Source organism: Tengunoibacter tsumagoiensis, from assembly GCF_003967535.1.
GTDB lineage: Bacteria > Chloroflexota > Ktedonobacteria > Ktedonobacterales > Ktedonobacteraceae > Tengunoibacter > Tengunoibacter tsumagoiensis.
Genome location: NZ_BIFR01000001.1, coordinates 3,276,976 through 3,296,840, shown reverse-complemented (window position 1 = coordinate 3,296,840; position 19,865 = coordinate 3,276,976). Strand labels below are relative to the sequence as shown.

The following is a 19,865-nucleotide window of genomic DNA, read 5'->3' as shown; positions in this document are numbered from 1 at the left end:
AGGAAGCATCATCTCTTCTGATCATGCTTCCCTCCCAGAACGAAATGCAATCTAGCTTCCAGTTCCATAGACCGTTGGTAGCTCAAAATCTTTGACTGAGCCCGGCTCTTTGGAGGTCAGACCAATTGATTTCATAAATTTGGCGTAAACAACCAGACCCGATGGAGTGGTGTCAAAGATAAAACTTGGGCTATCCAGCAAGGCCTTGAAGTTCGCTACCGATCCACCGCCACCCTGATCCTGTGCTAAAAATTGAGCTGCCTGCTCATGATTGGCCTTATTTAAGGCAACGGCATCCTGATAATCTTTGTAAAATGCCTTTGAGAAATCAGGATACTGATTGTAGAACTTTTCTGGCAGAACCAGCAGACCAGCTCCTACAGGACCAAAGATATCTTTGGTGTGAAAGATAACGTGATCTCCCGCCGCAACTTCGCGCTCTTGAAAAGGTGAACCCGATAACTGGGCCGTCAATTGACCATTGCGCAAGGCTACCTCACCATCGGCAGAAGAGATCGTAACCAGATTCTTGTCCAGAGCATGTGCATCACCCAATTGCTGCTGCGCCGCTTTGCGAATCAGAATCGCCTGCTGCGAATCAGGTGCAACGACCCCAATCTTATCGGTCGGCTTTAAATCTTTGAGGCTCTTGATATTGGGATCTTTCACCACAAACCATCCATCAGATCGATTGGTAGCTGTAAGGACCTTCCAGTTGAAACCACGATCCCAACCAACCAGGAACGGGGGGAGTCCAAGCGAACCCAACTGGGCCTGATTCGCAATCACAGCCTCGCGAACAGCCGATCCACTATTGACAACTTTCCACTGGATCTTGGTCTTAGGATATTGCTTCTCCAATGTTTTCTGAAGCTTGATGGTAATCAGAGAGACGGAACCAAGTCCAGGTTGATAGGCAATGGTAAAAGAGTCAGGCACAGCTGAGGGCGATGAAGCCGCCTGTGAATTTCCACAACCGCTTACAAATAAGATAAGTGCAATGAGAGAAAGGCTAACAACTAACCAGCGATGTTTGGCCATAAAAGAGATTCCTCCGCAATAAAATGAATAATAGCGTGATAAAAAATTTGATTAGCTCTGTTTCATTCCCCACTTCACAACCGTCTTCCGCTCCACCCACAGGAAAAATGCATCTAATAGCATACCAAGCAGTGAGATAACGACAAGACCCGCAAAGATTGCTGGTGGATTCAGAAAATAGCGTGCATTATCGATATACCAGCCGAGTCCACCAGCCGAACCTGCGACGCCAAAGACGACTTCAGCGCCAACGACGGTACGCCAGCCAAAGGCCCAGGCTAAACGCAGTCCCGACAGGAGATGCGGCATAGCTGCTGGTAGATAGACATCGGTTATCGTTCGCCATCGGCTCAGCCCGAGATTGAGCGCGACCATGCGCGTTGTACTTCCAATAGTGCGAAAACCCGTATCGGTGTTGCCAGCAATGGGCCAGAGCGCACTATGCACGACCACAAAGATGATCGCTGCCGGACTCAGACCAAACCAGATCATCGTTAAAGGCAAGATGGCAATACCAGGCAAAGGACTCAACAATGCGGTAAACACTGTCAAGATATCGCGTCCAAAGCGTGAAAAGGTTGAGATTGAAGCCAGAATCAGGCCTCCAATGATACCTAAAGCCATCCCGATGACAAGGTTTTGTAAGGATGCAACAGTTGCCGTCGGCAGTTGACCATCCTTCACATCGGCAATAAGCGTCTGCAATGTGGCTAACGGCGAGGCAAAGACCAGGCTATCAACACCACTAAATGTGACATAAAGCTGCCAGATCACCAGCAGCCCGATTGCTATCGCCAGATAGCGAAGCCAGTTCGGCACTCTCTGAGCTCTGGCGACGACTCCTGGTGGAGAGACACTAATACGCATATCAACTTCCTTTCTTTTAATTGGCCGCGTTTCCTGCCAATTCTGCAACTGGCTCTGTAACGGGTTTCTGACGAATCAGAAGCGAATGTAAGTGCCGAGAAAGCTGACTAAACGCTTCGTCGCCAAAGTCTTCAATCCGACTGGTATCGACGATCTCACGGATCAGTGCAGGGGAGGACGACATGACCAGCACCCGCGATCCTAAAAAGATCGCTTCCTCAATCGAATGCGTCACCAGAACAATGGTTACACCTGTCCGCTTCCAGATCTCGTTGAGTTCAATCTGCAACTCTCCACGCGTGATGGCGTCCAGAGCTCCAAATGGCTCGTCCATCAGCAAGATATCTGGTTCCAACGCCAATGCCCGAGCAATAGCCGCCCGCTGCTTCATTCCGCCTGAGAGTTGATGCGGATATTTATCTGCTGCTGCTGCCACCTGAACCAGCTCCAGATAATAACGGGCTTTCTCAATAGCCTGCCGTTTGGAGATCTTACGCGTGACCTGCAAGGCATAGACAATATTTCCTAAGACCGTCCTCCAGGCAAAAAGCTGTTCAAAATCCTGAAAGACGACCGCTCGATCAGGCCCGGGCTTCTTAATTGCCGATCCATTGAGAAGAATCTCCCCCCGTAATGGCAAAAGAAAACCACCAATGGCCTTTAACAATGTGGTCTTCCCACAGCCCGAGGGTCCGATAATTACAAATTTCTCACCACGCTGAATCGAGAAGCTGGCATCTTCAACAATGGCCGAGATCCGATCCCCTCGAACCCCTCCCTGGGCATAATCAAGGTAGACCCCATTGATCTGCACAATCGAACCGTCATACTGTTGTCCCATCGTCCATTCCTCTTTTCTTATTGAGCAACCAGGCTGGCTGGCTGAAACTGATGAATGGCCTTGTCGTATAAGTGAGCATAGCTGCTTCGATAGTAAAGTAATGGCTGCGCCTGAGATCGCGTGGTCAGGGCTGCAACTTCACCTACGAAGATAGCATGGTCCCCACCCGGGTAACGAGCCGCCACACGGCACTCAAGCGTCGCCACGACATCTTCTAGCAAAGGGACGCCCAACAGACCAGAGGTGTAGTTGACCCCCACAAATTTATCAGGACTACGACGGGCAAAATGGCGTGACAGCGCCTCACCTTCCTCGGATAAGATATTAATCCCAAAGACACCACTTTCGACGATCAGATCATGAATATTGGCCTTGAGATCAATTCCAACGAGCACCAGAGGAGGGTCTAAGGAGAGTGAACAGAATGAACTTACTGTGGTTCCATGAAGCTGCTGCTGGTGCTGCGTCGTGATGACTGTCACCCCAGAAGCAAAGTGTCCCAAAGTGTACCGAAAATTAGCTTGTTCAATGCTCATAGCACTCACCTCTTTCACTTTTCTGCTGCCACAAGATGAGCAGCACACGCAAGATTACCATACGACATACACATCAAGCACTGCCTCATGACCAGATGATAGTACGAGAGTAACTATAGTTACATTTATCTGGCACAAAGTACAGGGTTCATTCAATGATCAGATGAGGATCTGCTTATTGCTCGAGTCACATATATACCACCCACGATGGAAAAGAGTGTATCAACCTTCAGAGCAATATGTCTTTGTAACTACTGTTACATTCGCCTGATCAAAAAAAATTTCTGCTTTCCCCTTTGAGGAAAGAACTTTTCTTAACACAAGCATAAAGGATTCTATTCCATCTGTCAAGGGTTTATGATAATCTTGATTAACAAAGTCAACTTTATACGATAAACCGGCTGGAGAGGTGTTATAAATGTCTATTCTCAAGCCTGAAGATAAACCAGGCATGATGAGAATGCGAGGCACAAAGAAGCCTCTCCAACATGCGGAGAGGCTTCTTGAAAACGATACTCTAGGCAGAGATCCCCATCTGCGAGCGATGCGGAAGATGCTGTGGCACGCTGGTAACGACAATACCAGGACGGAACAGGAGGGCTGCCTTCAGTTGCAGAGCCGTCTGGTTGTGCAGGAAATGCTCCCACCAGTGGGCGACGATAAACTCTGGAAGCAAGACCGTCAAGGTGTAATCAGGAAACAGCTCATGAACCGTATCGATATAATCAATCAAGGGACGGAAGAGCGAGCGATAGGGAGACTCGATGATCACCAGTTCCGTCTTTTCATCATCAGCAATATTAGGACGCCACATCTTCCAGGCCTCACGGACACGATGAGCATCCTCAACATCCACTGCTACATGGACGGCAATCACATGCGCAGAGATCGAACGCGCATAGGCCAGACTCTGAACAGAGACACGGTCCATACCTGCAATAGGTACGACAAACAGGTGCTGGATCTCTGCAGGCTTCGTAGGAATACCCGTGGTACGCTCACTCTCAACACGAGTGTAGTGAGCATGGATACCTGAGAAGACAAGTACGAGCAAAGGAATCAGGATAACAACAATCCAGGCACCGGTGAGAAACTTGGTGGAGGCAATAATCACAGCCACCACACACGTCACCAGGGCTCCCAGAGCATTAATAGAGAGCTTCCGTTGCCAACCAGGCTCACTCGCCCGTAGTCTCCACCAGTGGCGTACCATACCGCTCTGTGAGAGGGTAAAGGACATAAACACGCCCACGGCATAGAGATCAATCAAGCGGCTAATATCACCATTGAGCACAATCAGCAGAGTACTGGCTAAAATTGCCAGGAAGACAATGCCTGTCGAGAAGGCCAGACGATCACCACGGAAGGCAAATTGATGCGGCAAGAAGTTATCACGTGCCAGCAGTGAGGCCAGACGGGGAAAGTCTGAATAGCTCGTATTCGCAGCCAGGACCAGAATCAATAGGGTAGCAATCTGGAAGACATAGAACATGAAAAAGACTGGTGTATGCGAAAAAACTTGCTGCGAGATCTGTGCAATCAGCGTGTTCGAGCCAGAGGGATCAAGAAAGATGTGCGGTGCATAGGTCAGCGTCAGCAGGGTGATCCCCGCAAAGAGCGAGCCAAGAATCAGGGCCATGGCTGTAAGTGTCTTGGCAGCATTTTTGGTTTCAGGCTTTTGAAAGGCTGGCACACCATTTGAGATGGCCTCAACTCCAGTCATCGCCGAACAACCAGAGGCAAAAGCACGCAGAATGAGGAAAAAGGTTAATGGCGTAGCAGGATTGGGATTGGCCGGAAAGGCGGCAATAATCGGCTGATGATCAAACACATACCCCTTGATCAGGCCCATCAGGATCAGAGCGAATGCACAGACAATAAAAAAGTAGGTTGGAATCGCAAAAAAGGAGCCTGATTCACGCACTCCACGCAGATTCACAACAGTAATGAAGATGACCAGGCCTACCTCAATTGGCACAAGATAGGGATCAATTGCACCGTGAAACAGGGCAGCAAAGTTCAGCACCCCGGATGCAACACTCACAGAGACCGTCAACACATAATCGATAAGTAACGATGAAGCAGCAATCAATCCTGGCAGATTACCCAGGTTATCTTTTGCGACAATATAAGATCCTCCGCCATTTGGATAGGCTGGAATGGTCTGCCGATACGAGATCGCAACAATTGCTAACAGTGCAATAATCGCCAGGCTGATTGGCAGAACGGTCGTCAAGCCTTGTGAGCTCACACCGGCGGTGAAGAGGATCATCAAACAGGCTTCCGTTGCATAGGCAACAGAAGAGATGGCATCCGATGAAAGGACAGCCAGGGCCTTAAATTTGGTCAGTCGCTCATGTTCGGCCTCAGAGTTGGCGATAGGAGCTCCAATCAAGGCACGCTTGATATGATAAAAGATGCGGCCTGCCCCACCTCGAGGTGCAATCGCTATCTCGGTGGCTTGAAGCATATCGGAGCTAATCTGCTTAAAAGAGGGTCGACTGGGGCGAATTAAGCGAACGCGTTCATGACTGGGAAATTTTCCATGCAAGACTTCTGCACGTGACAATAAAGCAGGATCATCGTCGATCATAGTAGGAAGTTGCGCTGCCTGAGAAGGGCGGCTCCCCTCCTCAACAGTGGAAACCTGCTTTTCAGTATGGTCCATAGTGAGTGTGATCTCCATCCCCTTTGAATGAGCTGCATCAAACATTACTCATTTTGAGGTGCTATTTTGTGCCTCTTGATCAGCACAGCTGACAATATAGCCCTTTTTTCCTCAACATGACATCAGGATTCCTGTCAAATTTCTCAAAAAATTCTCAAGAAAATGACGAAAATCCTGTCAAAAAGCTCGTCAAAGAGTAGATTTAACTCAATAGCGTTTGCTTGATTCTGCTTAGTCTGCCTCCCTTTTTTTGCGTTCTAAAGGCACAAGGTGGATATCAACATCTGATTTTAGTCGTAAGATCCGATTGGTAACAGATCCATAGAGGAATACTTCCCACCGCTTATGGGCTGGCTGCCCCAGAACAATCTGCGTGGCATGATACCTGTTCGCTATTTCAGCCAGGGCCTGAGCAATATCGGAACTGGAGACGCGAATGATCTCCGCACCAAGGTCCTCTGCAAAAAGGGCATGCTCCTCCAGGCGCTGCTGTTGCTCTTTGAGAATCGCTTCACTCTTTCCACCATGCTGTAGTAAAAATGTCATACGGCGCAGGAAGGCTGGATACCCCTCCAGTTGAACGGAGACAGCAAGCAGTTCGGCGTGCATACCATGAGCCAGACGCCAGGCATCTCGAATAATCGATCGGCTATAGGGCCGGTGATCAAATCCTACTAACACACGCTCGGTTGTGGACCATTGCGAGGTAATATCATGCTCCGTCATATATTGCTGAAGCTGAGATTCGGTCTTGTTGGCGGTCTGCCGCAGGGCCAGTTCTCGCAGGGCCGTCAGGTTACCTTCGCGAAAGAAATTATTAAGGGCCGGTTCGATACGGTCTGCCGGATAGATATTGCCATGCTTCATTCGTTGACGCAGTGCGTTGGGGGCAATATCTATCAGCTCAACCTCATCGGCCTGGTCAAGAATACGATCTGGCAGGGTCTCCCGCACTTGAATCCCAGTGATACTGGCAACCAGATCATTCAGGCTCTCAAGGTGCTGCACATTGACCGTCGTGATAACATCAATGCCAGCCTCCAGAACCTCCTGGACATCTTGATACCGTTTCGCGTGTCTGGAACCTGCCACGTTGGTATGAGCCAGTTCATCAATCAAGGCTATCTGTGGATGACGGGCAATAATGGCCTCGGTATCCATCTCTTCCAGGGTCACGCCACGATACTCAATCTTTTTACGAGGAAGCAACTCAAGATCACCCAGTTGAGCCACTGTCTGAGCACGTTTATGTGTCTCGACATAACCTATGACAACATCACTTCCTCGCTCTTTACGCCGACGTCCTTCGTTTAACATGGCATACGTCTTGCCAACGCCAGCGGCCGAACCCAGATAGATGCGAAGACGGCCTCGCTGGTTCTCTCTGGTGCTGTTTGAAAGAGGAGAGGAGGTTGAGCCTCCTCCCGCCTCAGCATCACTTAAATGATAGCGCTTTAAGAGAGCCTCTGGATCGGGCCGTCCCTCTTCACGTGCCTTTTTATCTGAAGGGTGCGTGCTCATATCTCTCTCTTTACTTATGATCTAAAGCCAGATTAAGATCTAAGACGTTGACATATTCATCCCCAAACACCCAGAGGAAGCGATGCTGCGTGTGATCTGTAATGATCTTCTTGACCGCATCCTCAGAGAGCCCTCGCTGGGTCGCAATCCGTGGTACCTGGAAAAGGGCTCCGGCTACCGAGATATCTGGATCAAGGCCGGAGCCTGAAGCCGTTACCAGATCGACCGGAACAGGTGTGCTCAAAGGCGTGTTGGGGTTCTCTTTACGTACCGCATCCTCATTCTGCTTCACTCCATCAATCAATACTTTATTGGTTGGACCCAGATTGGAGGCAGCAGAGTTCTGCGCATTATAGGGCTGAGCCTTGCTTCCATCTACACTTACTGTTGCTGAAGGGCGACCGTGAAAGTATTGTGGCGATGTCCAATATTGTCCAATCAGGTCTGAGCCAATGACGGTCTTTCCGTCGGATGCATAGTGCAGGCTCCCGTTCGCCTGCGCTGGAAAGATCAACTGAGCCAGGGCTGTGACGATTCCAGGGTAGAATAAGCCTGTTACAACTGTTAAAAGCAGTGTTACCACAATGGCGGGACGTATGTATTTTTTCATCACCAGAGCCATAATATCTATCCTTCTTTACGCTCAGCCAGAGGAGAGCTCCTCTGGCTGAAAGCAACATTATGCAAGATGCAGGAGAACCAGCAGCAGATCAATGAGCTTGATACCAATAAAAGGCACAATCAGACCTCCCAGACCATAAATCAAGAGGTTCCGGCTCAACAATGGACCAGCGCCCAATGCACGATATGTGACGCCACGCAGTGCCAATGGAACGAGCGCGATGATGATCAAAGCATTAAAGATGACAGCCGAGAGAACTGCACTATGCGGTGTTGCTAGGTGCATGATATTGAGTGCATTGAGCTCCGGAAACGCAACGGTAAACATCGCCGGGATGATGGCAAAGTATTTCGCTACATCGTTTGCAATACTAAAGGTAGTGAGCGCACCTCGCGTCATCAAAAGCTGCTTGCCAACCTCAACAACCTCAATCAATTTGGTTGGATTGGAATCGAGATCGACCATATTGGCGGCCTCTTTCGCAGCCTGGGTCCCCGTATTCATCGCCACACCCACATCTGCCTGAGCCAGAGCCGGAGCATCATTAGTCCCATCACCGGTCATCGCCACCAGACGACCACCTGCCTGCTGCTCGCGGATCAACTTCATCTTCGTCTCAGGAGTCGCCTGGGCCAGAAAATCATCGACTCCAGCCTCTTTAGCAATGGCTGCTGCGGTCAGTGGATTATCGCCTGTAATCATAATTGTGCGGATGCCCATTTTGCGCAACTGATCGAAACGCTCACGCATCCCACCTTTGACGATGTCTTTGAGCTCAATCACTCCCAGAAGACGAGCCTGACCGGTCGCTCCATCTTTTGTGACCGCTTCTGCGACGACCAGAGGCGTACTTCCAGCACTCGCAATGCTCTTGACCAGGGCATCAAGTTCATCGGTCGTGCTTCCACCCAGTTCACGCACATAGGTTGCAACCGAATCGCCAGCACCTTTCCGCACTGAACGAATTAATTTCTCGCCGGTGGGAAGGTCGACGCCACTCATACGCGTCTGCGCTGAGAAGGGAACAAAGATGGCTTCAGGCTGCTCCTCTGCCTCTAATTGATAGCGCTCTTTCGCCAGAGCCACAACTGAGCGCCCTTCCGGGGTCTCATCCGCCAGGCTAGAGAGCAGGGCCGCCTCCGCCAGATCTCGTTCGTTCACACCCTCCAATGGCACAAAACGGCTCGCCATACGATTGCCCAGCGTGATCGTACCGGTCTTGTCTAGCAAGAGCACATCCACATCACCCGCAGCCTCAACAGCACGTCCGCTCATCGCCAGGACATTCCGTTGCACCATTCGATCCATCCCCGCAATACCAATTGCCGAGAGTAGACCTCCAATCGTCGTTGGAATCAAACAGACCAATAAAGCGATCAGCGTTGGAATCGAGACAGGACTATGGGAATAGATTGCAAAAGGCTCCAGGGTCACCACTGCCAGCAGAAAAATGATCGTCAGGCTGGCCAGAAGAATATTCAGGGCAATCTCATTTGGGGTCTTCTGGCGGGCTGCTCCCTCAACCAGGGCAATCATGCGATCCAGAAATGTCTCGCCAGGATTGGCACTGATCTGTACTACAATCCAGTCCGATAACACACGTGTCCCTCCAGTGACAGCGCTGCGATCTCCTCCGCTCTCACGAATCACCGGCGCTGATTCACCGGTAATCGCCGATTCATCAACCGAGGCCACGCCCTCAACAACATCTCCATCGCCGGGAATGACCTCTCCTGCCTCAACCAGGACATAATCACCCTTGCGCAGTTCCGGTGCAGCCACTTCTGTCAACGGGCTGGTATGTAAACGGCTGGCCAGGCGCTTTGCCTGCGTCGTTGAACGTGTCTTACGTAGCGTATCTGCCTGAGCTTTTCCTCGTCCCTCTGCCATTGCCTCAGCGAAATTAGCAAAGATCACGGTAAACCAGAGCCAGATAGTCACACCCAATACAAAGGAGAGCTCACTGGAGGGACCAGTAATGAGCAGACGCACAAACTCGATCGTCGTAATGACGCTCCCCACCTCTACGACAAACATTACCGGATTTTTTAATTGTACCCGTGGGTCCAGTTTGATCAATGAATCCAGCAGCGCACGACGAAGAATCGGACCATTGAACACAGAATTTGCGCTTTTACGACGGGTTTTCCACTGCTTCGTCTCTAAGAGTTCAGTACTCATCGAACAACTCCAGCTAACATTTGTAGGTGTTCCACGATCGGTCCCAGTGCATAGGCTGGGAAGTAGGTCAACGCACCCACAATTACGACAATGCCAATTAAGAGAACGACAAAGAGAGGTCCCGTCGTTGGGAAGGTTCCAGCGCCCGCTGGCACCACTTTTTTCTGCACCAGCGAACCGGCCAGAGCCATCGCTGGCACTACAAAGGCAAATCGGCCAACCAGCATGGCAAAAGCGATCGTCCAGTTATAGAAAGGAGTATTCGCCGTCAGGCCAGCAAAGGCCGAACCATTATTGCCCGTCGCCGAGGTATAGGCGTAGAGAATCTCTGAGAGGCCATGAGGGCCAGGGTTCAGAATCGAATGTATTCCTATCGGAAGGACAGCAGCAATCGCGGTAAAACCGAGAATCGAAGCTGGAAGAATCAGAATGGCTAAGGCTGCCATCTTCATCTCTTTCTGCTCAATCTTCTTCCCCAGGTACTCCGGAGTCCGACCAACCATCAGGCCAGCAATAAAGACGGCTAAGACCGCAAAGATAAGCATGCCATACAATCCCGATCCAACGCCACCAAAGACCACCTCGCCCAGCGCAATATTTGCCATTGGGACCAGACCCGCCAATGGTGTAAAGCTATCGAAGAAACCATTCACGGCCCCACAGGAGGCATCAGTGGTGATCGTTGCAAACAACGCGGATTGCGTTATGCCAAATCGAACCTCTTTCCCCTCCATATTGCCGCCAGCCTGATAAGCAGTAACGGACTGATCAATCCCAAGTTTTGTCAGTGCAGGATTCCCAACCTGTTCCGCAGGCAGGATCACAAACACACCAATCAAGAAGAGAACGGCCATCGCAGCCCAGATAGCCCAACCTTGCCTGGTGTTCCCTGCCATCTTCCCAAAAGTGTAGACCAATCCGGCAGGAATCGCAAAGATTGCCAGCATCTCCAACATGTTGGTGGCAACATTCGGATTTTCAAATGGATGAGCCGAGTTCGCATTGAAGAAGCCACCACCATTGGTCCCAAACTCTTTAATAAACTCTTGCGATGCCACAGGCCCCTGAGCAATCACCTGTTGTGCTCCATCCAGAGTATGAGCAATCGTATAAGGACTAAAGTTTTGCACCACCCCTTGCGAGACCAGGACTAACGCGCCAACAATGGAGAAGGGAACCAGGAGATAGAGGGTGCAGCGAACGACATCGACCCAGAAATTTCCCAATGATTGCGCACTACGTCGCGTGAGACCACGAATAAAAGCTATTGCCAGCGCAATGCCTGTGGCCGCCGAGACAAAGTTATGAAAGGCCAGACCCGCCATCTGCGTCAGGTAGCTCATGGTCTGCTCACCTGTGTAGGCCTGCCAGTTGGTATTGGTGGTAAAACTGGCCGCTGTATTAAATGCAAGGTTTGGCTCGACGGCTCCAAAGTTCTGAGGATTCAACAATGAACCATGAAACTGCTGTGTGCGCTCTAGCAGGTACAACAACAGCATCCCAGCCAGACTGAAGACAAGCATGGAAATGACATACCCGGTCCATTTCTGCTCCTCCTCAGGATCAATGCCAGACAAACGATAAAACACTTTCTCGACTGGAACAAGAACCGGCGAGAGCCAGGTCCTCTCACCAGCAAAAACCTTCGTCATATAAAGGCCCAATGGTCTGGTAATTGCTAATAAAAGTACCAGATAAATCAGAACCTGAACGACGCTATTGGGCGTTACAGGCATAAGTCACACCTCAATTTCAATCATGATCAGTACCGCTCTTCAAACCAGATGGTATGTCAAGCGGACAACACGAATACATGTTTTCTAATCAACTAAAACTTTTCAGGGGCAAGTAATGCAATCACAAGATAGACTGTTACCGCCAGCGTTACAATACCAACCAGGATATATTCAAGTGGAGCATTCATCACACACTCTCCTCTCGTTACAAACGATCGCTACCAAAGGTAAAGCCAACACAGAGCAAAAAGTAGAGGATTGTGACCGCCACTATCAATAGATCAAGCATAAAAAACACCTTCACGCTTTCAGATTTCCAACAGTTCCATCAGCCAGCTCAAACAGAACCAGGACGTTGCTACTGCCTATCCTGAGGAACCGCCTCCGCAGCGAGCCGGAGGACCGCTTCCATCGGAAAAGGCTTTGGCAGATAGGCCAGTGGATGAAACTCAGCCAGACGGCGGGGACTGACACGCACAGCTGAGAGAACTACCACGGGTAGGGTTCCTTCTGGCAACTGGTCTTTCTTTACCTGATGCAACAAAAAATGGCCTTCAGTCTGCGCAATACGCAGAATATCCCAACCAGTCTGATCGGGCAGATTAATATCAAGCAGTACGAGGTCAAATTCATAACTGCGCAGTTGCGCCAATGCACTCTGCACATCAATGGCAAGATGTACTTCGTGTCCACGAGCACAGAGATTGCGCTCAACCACTCCCCGCAATACATCATCATCCTCAACTAAAAGAATACGCGCACCTTGCATACAGACCTGTTTCCTTTTTCTTGCTACCTGAACCATTTCTGTCTCCACAGGAACGTGCCGTCACTCCCCGCATAGCCTTTACACTATTAACCACGCTAGAAGCAACTGCTCTGGCTCCATCTGCCCTCTTTACTTAAGGCTCTATATGTAATGCCCTCTTTACTTAAGGCTCTATAAATATATGCCTTCTTTACTCAAGGCTCTATAAAGAGAACGAAATCGAGCCTCAAAAAATGCTCAATAGTCTGGAGGTGGCTCACATGCCGCTACGGGGCCCTGGTTGAAGCAGAAAGGAAATACTGAATCAGACTTGTCTTTATTGAGGGAAGTTTCTCAGAACGGCAAACGATCGACGTAGACGTAAAGATACGCTCAATAAAAGAAAGCTCATCCTCAATAGCTGATCAATAAACTAGTTGAGATCCTAAAAAATCCCTCAAAATTTCACCCAAAAACATTTTACTTGTTACAGCTTGCTGTGCTACACTATTGAGCAATGTTTGATTTCTACGGCAGGGCGAAATAGATGAAAATAGATGAAGAGGTCTAAAAAAAGTCGTAGCAAAGAAAGAATTAAACAGAAGCAATCACCCTTTTCAAAGGACGAAAAAATAGTATGGTGCAGGAATCTCTGGCACAAGGAACAAAAAACATGGCACCAGGCCATGATCATGAGTCACACTCGGCTGCTGGTATGCTTGGACCATTGCTCTGTTGGGCAGTTGTCTTTGCTGACATTGGTACCTCAGTCTATTACACACCTGGCATTCTGTATACGTCGGTCCAGAGTCTGGCTGGCTTCTTCGTGTTTCTCACGATGTCGGTCTTCATCTTGCTGACACTCAAGTATGCAGAGATTACTCATCGTTTCCCACAAGGTGGCGGTGTAGTGACTGTAGCAGCCCAGGCACTCAATCCCTGGTTTGGTGCAATGGGTGGCATGTTTATTCTGGTTGACTACTTTTTAACAGCCGCCATTAGCTGCCTATCTGGCATTCTCTATCTGAGTGTCATTGTACCGGCAATTGGCCCTCCCTATGCCTTGTGGATTACTGTTGGAATCATGGTCCTGCTGGGCATCTTAAACTGGGTCGGCATTAGCGAGAGTGCAAAGGTCAGTTTTGCAGGAGCCGTTATCGCTTTTCTCAGCGATATTGCCATCCTTGTAACCGTATTCAGCCATCTTTCCTTTCCTGAATTTCTTGCGCTCTTCCCTCAAATGTTCGCCGGGCATAGTCTCAATGCAGGATCGCTTCTGGCCGGTTTTGCAGGATCATTTCTGGCCTTCTCAGGTTTAGAAAGTATCTCTCAGCTTTCACCTGTGATGAAACAGCCCCATAAAAAAGTGGCAGGGATAGCCTTGCTGCTCGTTGTCATTACTGTTGGACTTACCAGTCCACTCTTGACGATGTTCTCAACCCTTCTGCTCCCCAAGGCCGCTGCTGATCCTCACCAATCTTCTCAGATCATTTCTCTCCTGGCTGGTGAGTTTGGTGGCCCCGTCTTACGAGCAGAGGTCGCTATTAGCGCCTGTGCCCTTCTGGTGTTTGCCAGTAACACTGCTATCATTGGCGCTTATCATGTCTTTATGGCCCTGTCTCGCATGGACTTCTTGCCACCGATTATCCTCCAACGCAACAGGCTGCGAGGCACGCCCCATTATTCTATTATGTTGGCAACAGGTATTCCCATTGCGGTCCTGATTGCTGTTGCTGGAAATGTCGATATCCTGGGTGATATGTATGCCTTCGGTCTACTCGGTGCGTTTACTCTGACTTGCTTTGGCCTGGATATTGTTCGCACCAAAGAGTGGAGAGCAACCAATCGAGCACTCAAGGCAATACGACACGCTTCTCCGGCCAATAGCCCTGAAGTGGTGGCTGTTGAGGCTCACGATCTCCAGACCTCTCATGTAGCGCCAGCGGTTCCCAGGGCGCATACTGCACTTATGCATGCTGATCTTGTCCATCTTCCTCAACCAAAAACGCTCTGGTTCAAGATCGATTTCACCCTGGGCGTTTTGACGACTCTGCTTGTCAGTGTGGCATGGACAACAAACCTGATTACCAAGCCTCTGGCGACTGCCTTCGGAGGAGGCGTGGCCGCTGTGGGTATGATTGTGGCTTATCTCAATTACTCGAGCCGCCAGAAACAAGGACAGGTTCCCGTCCCTGTGGTGGTAACGCAATTGGATAGCCTTCCTGGCTCTATTCTGGCCCTAATGAAACAGGACAACCCTACCAATGATGCGGTCATTCATGCCGCCATCCATGCTGCCGATGAGAATAGGCCCGTGACGTTCCTTTATCTCAGTCGCCAGCAGCCTCGCACTGAAGCCCCACGGATGATGGAGATTATTGATCCTTATCTCGATGATCCACAGGCAAAAGAGGCCTTTGGTCGAGCCGAGAATCTCGCGCTCAAAGCCAAAATACCCAATCGGCGCTATGTCTATCTTCAGACAACTCCAGAGACCCCTGGGCAGATCTGGCAGTATGTGCATCCCTACGATACCATTATGGCGATTGAAAATGAGGAGCAATTGAAAGATATTAATCCTGATCGCATTCGCTATGAAATCACCCCTGAAGGGAAGGTCGCTCACTTGCTTAAACGCTGGTAACGAAAAGAAAAAAGGGAGGCGTGCAGATAACACGTCTCCCTTTTTTGCGTCTATTCGGCGACAATGTACGGTTAGTCTTCAGCGTTAAAACGATAGCCCACACCTGAAACGGTCAGAATAAATCGAGGATGGGCTGGATCTGGCTCGATCTTGCGCCGCAATTGTCCAATGTAAACATGCAGGTAGTGGGCCTCAGCCCCATAGCCAGTCCCCCACACTTGCGAGAGGAGCATCTGGCGGGTCATGATCTTGCCACTGTTCTTGATCAATGCTTTTAACAGATCGTACTCAGTAGGGGTAAGTTTGATTTCATGCTCATTAACCTGCACTGTCCGTTGCGCAAAATCTACTTTTAGTGGACCTGCGCTAAAAATCGGTTCGGTCCCAGCCTGAACTTGCGCGGTATGACGCAGGGCTACACGCACTCGAGCTAATACTTCGTTAATGCCAAAGGGCTTCGAGACATAATCATCTGCACCAAGATCCAATGCTAACACTTTATCGTGTTCAGTATCTTTGACCGAGAGCACAATAATGGGGAGATTCGATTGCTGCCGCACCTGTTTGCAGACTTCCAAACCGCTGATGCCTGGCAGGCCCAGATCTAAAATGATCAGATCTGGACGATGGTGAGGAATAGCATTGAGAGCCTCTTCGCCACTGGATGCAGTGAAGACCTCAAAACCATGTGCGGTCAGGCTGCGCTGCAAGGCACGCATAATCTCAATCTCATCATCAACTACCAGGATACGGGCACCACTCTTATTCATTACTTTGATCCTTCTATAGCTCTTAAGGGCAGCGTAAAACAAAACTGAGCTCCACCTTGCGAACGATTTTCAGCCCAGATCTTTCCACCATGAGCCTCTATCAATCCTCGACAGACCGCCAGACCCAGTCCGGTCCCCATAACGCTGGTCGCTCGGCGTGCCGTTTCGGAGACCCGATAAAATTTATCAAAAATACGCTCTAATGCATGGGCCGGGATTCCTGGCCCTTCATCCATAATGCACACAAGCAAGGAAGCTTCTTGCTCGCGCACACGTATCGTTATTGGTGAACCCTCGGGGGTGTAACGTACAACATTCTCCAGCAGGTTCGTCAAGACTTGATCAATTAATAAATATTCTAGCTCAACTGGTGGCAGATTGTCAGGAATAGCAAAGAGAATTGGACGCTTCTCTAAGACTACCTGCATTCGACCCACGACATCATGAATCACTTCGTCTAAAGGATACCACTCGGTCTCTAATTGCAAGGCTCCCCCTTCGATGCGCGACATATCCAGGAGATTTCCTACCAGTCGATTCAGTCGGTCAGCTTCTCTCTCGATGGCGACGACAAAACTGGCTCGTGACTCCTCATCCCAATCCACATCCTCTTGCAAGAGACTGGTGGCTGAGGCTTTGATCGATGATAATGGTGTACGCAGATCATGTGAAATGGATGAGAGCAATGCCAGGCGAAGCGCATCTGTTTGCTGTAACAGCTCTACTTGCAGGGCTTCACTCTGGAGGCGCGAGCGCTCAATCATGGCAGTAGCCTGATCCAGAAAGGTCCAGAAAAATGTTGCCGGCTGCTGAAAACTGTCATCTTCATGCCCATGGGTAGGACGTGTCCAGATGCGTTGCGAGTTTTTTTGCACAAGTAGCCGAATCGCACCAAAACAATGATTGCCCGTCTGGAGCGGCAAGACCTTAAAGACATATTTCTCTGCGATCCGTGCAGGCCGTAGAGCGCGCCCTCGCAGCAATTCCACTGTCTGGGAAGAGGCCGGGATTTCAGCTGGCTTTCCTTCCATCAAAACGTTCGCGATGATACTCTCTTGTTCGGCTGAAAGTGCGGTTGGGTGGAGATGGCCAGGGACTTCAACGACTAGCTCTAACTGTCCTCGCTCGTTGTGAAGAATAATGGCACAGGCAAAAATGCCAACGCCTGCAAAGTTCTTCATAATCGCCTGAGCAACAGTCTCTAACTGACGTTCCAGGCTCTGTGCACTTGTGGTTGCCTTGACTAATTCATAGAGGGCCAGTGTCTCATTCGCACGAGCTGTAGCCTGAGCTGCACGCTGCTGCAATGCTGAAGCCAACTCTCCCGTTAAAATAGCCGTTACCAGAAAGATGCAGAGCGCTAACAGCTCATCAAAACGATCCATTGAGAACGTAAATAAGGGCCGCACAAGCAGAAAATCAAAGGAGAAGAAGGCAACCAGCGAGGTGAGGATAGCTGCATACAATCCCCTCTTGCTTGCCATAGCCAGCACAACCAGCAGAAAGAGAATTGAGATATTAGGAATAGCAGGATACAGTCTAAAGAGATAAATAAAAGTTGTAGCGATAAGTGCTGAAAAAAAGCCCAGAAGAGAATCAAGACAAAGGCGCTTCTTCCATTGCTCTTTTTGTGCACCTAAAAATAAGACTGGATAGATTGATTTCATTGTATGCGCGATCCCATGTTTCCTAATCGTACCTACTCAATTCGTTGAGTCAGAAAAAGCATATCACAGATTTTTTTTTCTGTAAAAGCTATGCCTCTGTAAACAGAGCCTTCCGCTAGCCTGGAGAAGGTGTTCTTACCGTGGGAAAAGGCACACAGAAGATCACAACAGAGAATCGGCCCGGCAGAAAAATGTGATCCGGATCGCATTTTTCTGCCGGGCCGATTCTCTGGTATCACCACTACTTTCGTCGGCGCGCTACCCCATACAACTGATATGTATGCAATTGCAAGGTGACAACAAGGCCAGGAGCGAGCAAGAAGAAACCCGCTACTGTGGCTATGGCACATACCAGAATAACGCCAATGACCAGACCAACCAGCAACGTCTGATAAGGAGCACGCCAGACCATCTTCCCTGATTCTTTCAACAGCGCAAACCAGGACAGATCGTTCGAATGGATCAGGATCGGGCCCCAGTAGATCGAACAGAACAGCAGGCAGAGCAGAGCAAACTGAGCCAGAGCACTTCCAGGCAAGAACTGCGCTGGCAGAAGCACAATCAGCCAGAGCAACAGCGCACAGAGACTATAGAGAGGAATCAGGCTACGAAAACAGGGCCGGACACACCTGCGCAATTCATCCCAGATCAGCTGTCGATGGAGATCCTCACCAGCAGAGAGCCGCGCAATGACTGCATAGAGGGTTCCTCCGGCCAGAACAGAGGCAAATGCACTATACACAAAAAAACCAGCGCGCAGCCAGAGGGGAAGATCAGGAAAGGCAAGGGCCACCAGAGCCGGAAACAATTGCAGCCCCCACCCAATATTGAGCAACATAATCCGCTCAAGATTCTCCTTGAGCAACAAAAAAGCCCCCCAGATCGGGTGACGAACCTCAGAATCTCTGCCTTCCAGCTCGCTATAGACCTGTTCTTGCAGCATTTCTCGTGCTCCTTTCTTGATGCTCAGCTCCGCTTTGTACCTCCAAAGCATTAACTTTTCACTATTTCAGACCGCGAATACGAATACCACTCAAGAGATAATTGCGACAGACCAGGAACATCACAAAAATGGGGATTGTTTGGAGTAAACCCAGAACCATCAGCCCATTCCAGGTCAGTCCTTGCTCCAAAAGCGTCTTCTGCGATTCAGCCAGCGTCGTTGAGGTCGTTCCCTGCTGTGTAAACGTATTAATCAGCGTGTAGATAGCCACTGATGTAGGCAACTTGTCAGGACTACGTAAGACCAGAGACGACCATAAGAAGTTGAAATTTCCATCCCAGAGCGAGCTAAATTGTAGCCAGGCGGCAGCCGCAAAGACCGGAACACTCATTGGAACAACGATGCGGCGAAAGATATTAAACTCAGAACCACCATCCACGCGAGCCGCCTGAATAACGGAAGTCGGAATGCTATCAAAAAAGCCCTTAAAAATCAGAAAATTGAAGCCATTAAACAGGCTCGGAATAATCACAGCCAGAGGCGTATCCCAGATCTGGAGAGAGGGATAAGGATCACCGCTATCAAACGTAGGAAGACGTGGAAAAGCAAACGGAAAATGGAGCGTCAAAAAGACTGATGGGATCAGCGTCGTTACCTGAGGAACCATCAGCATCGAGATCAGGTAGACAAACGTCCAACGGGCCGCTGGCCCACGTTGTAGTTTACTGTTGGCATAAGCCGCCATCGACGTAATCGGCAAGGAAATGAGGATCGTCAAAACCGTCATATAAAGCGAATTCCAGAGATAGAGATAGAACGGTTCTGGCATCAGCGTCCCGGCCCCTGATGCAATATTAAGAACTAACATCCAGGCAGCAAACGTCACATGTTGCGGCCAGATGGTTGGGGGATTTGCCAGCGTCTCAGTCCCTGTTTTCAACGATGAAGTGATCATAAAATAAAAAGGAATCAAATGTATGATCACGCCAAGCGAGAGAAGAAGCGCCACACACCACCAGGAAAAACGTATCAATGGTTGTTTACGTCCAACAGTTGGAAACAGTGCCATAGTCTTCATCA

17 protein-coding genes are annotated in these 19,865 nt (G+C 49.6%); 1 reads left to right on the top strand and 16 read right to left on the bottom strand.

Features of this window, described 5'->3' with window-relative positions; all coding sequences use genetic code 11:
* Positions 1-51: 51 nt before the first annotated feature.
* From EL628_RS13015 to EL628_RS12960, 12 genes are all read right to left on the bottom strand, one after another.
* On the bottom strand, positions 52-1,041 hold the full coding sequence (locus EL628_RS13015) for an ABC transporter substrate-binding protein (RefSeq protein ID WP_126580369.1): 990 nt from the start codon (positions 1,039-1,041) through the stop codon (positions 52-54).
* A gap of 51 nt (positions 1,042-1,092) precedes the next feature.
* Positions 1,093-1,908, bottom strand: a complete 816-nt coding sequence (locus EL628_RS13010) for an ABC transporter permease (protein ID WP_126580368.1) — start codon at positions 1,906-1,908, stop codon at positions 1,093-1,095.
* A gap of 16 nt (positions 1,909-1,924) precedes the next feature.
* Positions 1,925-2,749, bottom strand: coding sequence for an ABC transporter ATP-binding protein (locus tag EL628_RS13005; protein WP_126580367.1), 825 nt, complete (start codon positions 2,747-2,749; stop codon positions 1,925-1,927).
* Between the two features lie 17 nt (positions 2,750-2,766).
* The gene (locus EL628_RS13000) at positions 2,767-3,285 is read right to left on the bottom strand and encodes a flavin reductase family protein (RefSeq protein WP_126580366.1); all 519 of its coding nucleotides are present in this window, start codon (positions 3,283-3,285) and stop codon (positions 2,767-2,769) included.
* A 222-nt stretch (positions 3,286-3,507) separates the two neighbouring features.
* On the bottom strand, positions 3,508-3,756 hold the full coding sequence (locus tag EL628_RS12995) for a hypothetical protein (protein WP_126580365.1): 249 nt from the start codon (positions 3,754-3,756) through the stop codon (positions 3,508-3,510).
* A gap of 46 nt (positions 3,757-3,802) precedes the next feature.
* A complete protein-coding gene (locus EL628_RS12990) occupies positions 3,803-5,953 on the bottom strand; it encodes an APC family permease (protein WP_245994084.1) in 2,151 nt (716 codons plus the stop codon).
* A 231-nt stretch (positions 5,954-6,184) separates the two neighbouring features.
* Positions 6,185-7,474, bottom strand: coding sequence for a sensor protein KdpD (locus tag EL628_RS12985; RefSeq protein WP_126580364.1), 1,290 nt, complete (start codon positions 7,472-7,474; stop codon positions 6,185-6,187).
* Positions 7,475-7,484: 10 nt separating this feature from the next.
* The gene (kdpC, locus tag EL628_RS12980) at positions 7,485-8,084 is read right to left on the bottom strand and encodes a potassium-transporting ATPase subunit KdpC (protein WP_126581943.1); all 600 of its coding nucleotides are present in this window, start codon (positions 8,082-8,084) and stop codon (positions 7,485-7,487) included.
* A 69-nt stretch (positions 8,085-8,153) separates the two neighbouring features.
* The gene (kdpB, locus tag EL628_RS12975) at positions 8,154-10,277 is read right to left on the bottom strand and encodes a potassium-transporting ATPase subunit KdpB (protein WP_126580363.1); all 2,124 of its coding nucleotides are present in this window, start codon (positions 10,275-10,277) and stop codon (positions 8,154-8,156) included.
* Complete coding sequence (kdpA, locus tag EL628_RS12970) at positions 10,274-12,013, bottom strand: potassium-transporting ATPase subunit KdpA (protein WP_126580362.1); 1,740 nt, start codon at positions 12,011-12,013, stop codon at positions 10,274-10,276. Before kdpA ends, kdpB begins: the two co-directional genes overlap by 4 nt.
* A 92-nt stretch (positions 12,014-12,105) precedes the next feature.
* The gene (locus EL628_RS12965) at positions 12,106-12,201 is read right to left on the bottom strand and encodes a potassium-transporting ATPase subunit F (protein ID WP_126580361.1); all 96 of its coding nucleotides are present in this window, start codon (positions 12,199-12,201) and stop codon (positions 12,106-12,108) included.
* Positions 12,202-12,371: 170 nt separating this feature from the next.
* Positions 12,372-12,782 carry a response regulator gene (locus EL628_RS12960; protein WP_161975474.1) on the bottom strand — a complete coding sequence of 137 codons (411 nt, stop codon included), beginning with the start codon at positions 12,780-12,782 and terminating at the stop codon, positions 12,372-12,374.
* Between the two features lie 616 nt (positions 12,783-13,398).
* On the opposite strand from EL628_RS12960, the gene EL628_RS12955 reads away from it, so the two are divergent.
* Entirely contained in the window at positions 13,399-15,405 is a 2,007-nt protein-coding gene (locus tag EL628_RS12955; protein ID WP_126580359.1) for an APC family permease, read from the top strand.
* A gap of 71 nt (positions 15,406-15,476) precedes the next feature.
* Here EL628_RS12955 and EL628_RS12950 read toward each other — a convergent pair whose 3' ends face one another.
* The 4 genes from EL628_RS12950 to EL628_RS12935 form a co-directional block, all read right to left on the bottom strand.
* Entirely contained in the window at positions 15,477-16,175 is a 699-nt protein-coding gene (locus EL628_RS12950) for a response regulator transcription factor (protein WP_126580358.1), read from the bottom strand.
* Positions 16,175-17,842 carry an ATP-binding protein gene (locus EL628_RS12945; protein WP_126580357.1) on the bottom strand — a complete coding sequence of 556 codons (1,668 nt, stop codon included), beginning with the start codon at positions 17,840-17,842 and terminating at the stop codon, positions 16,175-16,177. Before EL628_RS12945 ends, EL628_RS12950 begins: the two co-directional genes overlap by 1 nt.
* A 241-nt stretch (positions 17,843-18,083) precedes the next feature.
* Entirely contained in the window at positions 18,084-18,785 is a 702-nt protein-coding gene (locus tag EL628_RS12940) for a hypothetical protein (RefSeq protein WP_126580356.1), read from the bottom strand.
* A gap of 61 nt (positions 18,786-18,846) precedes the next feature.
* Positions 18,847-19,854, bottom strand: a complete 1,008-nt coding sequence (locus EL628_RS12935; RefSeq protein WP_161975473.1) for a carbohydrate ABC transporter permease — start codon at positions 19,852-19,854, stop codon at positions 18,847-18,849.
* Positions 19,855-19,865: the final 11 nt, after the last annotated feature.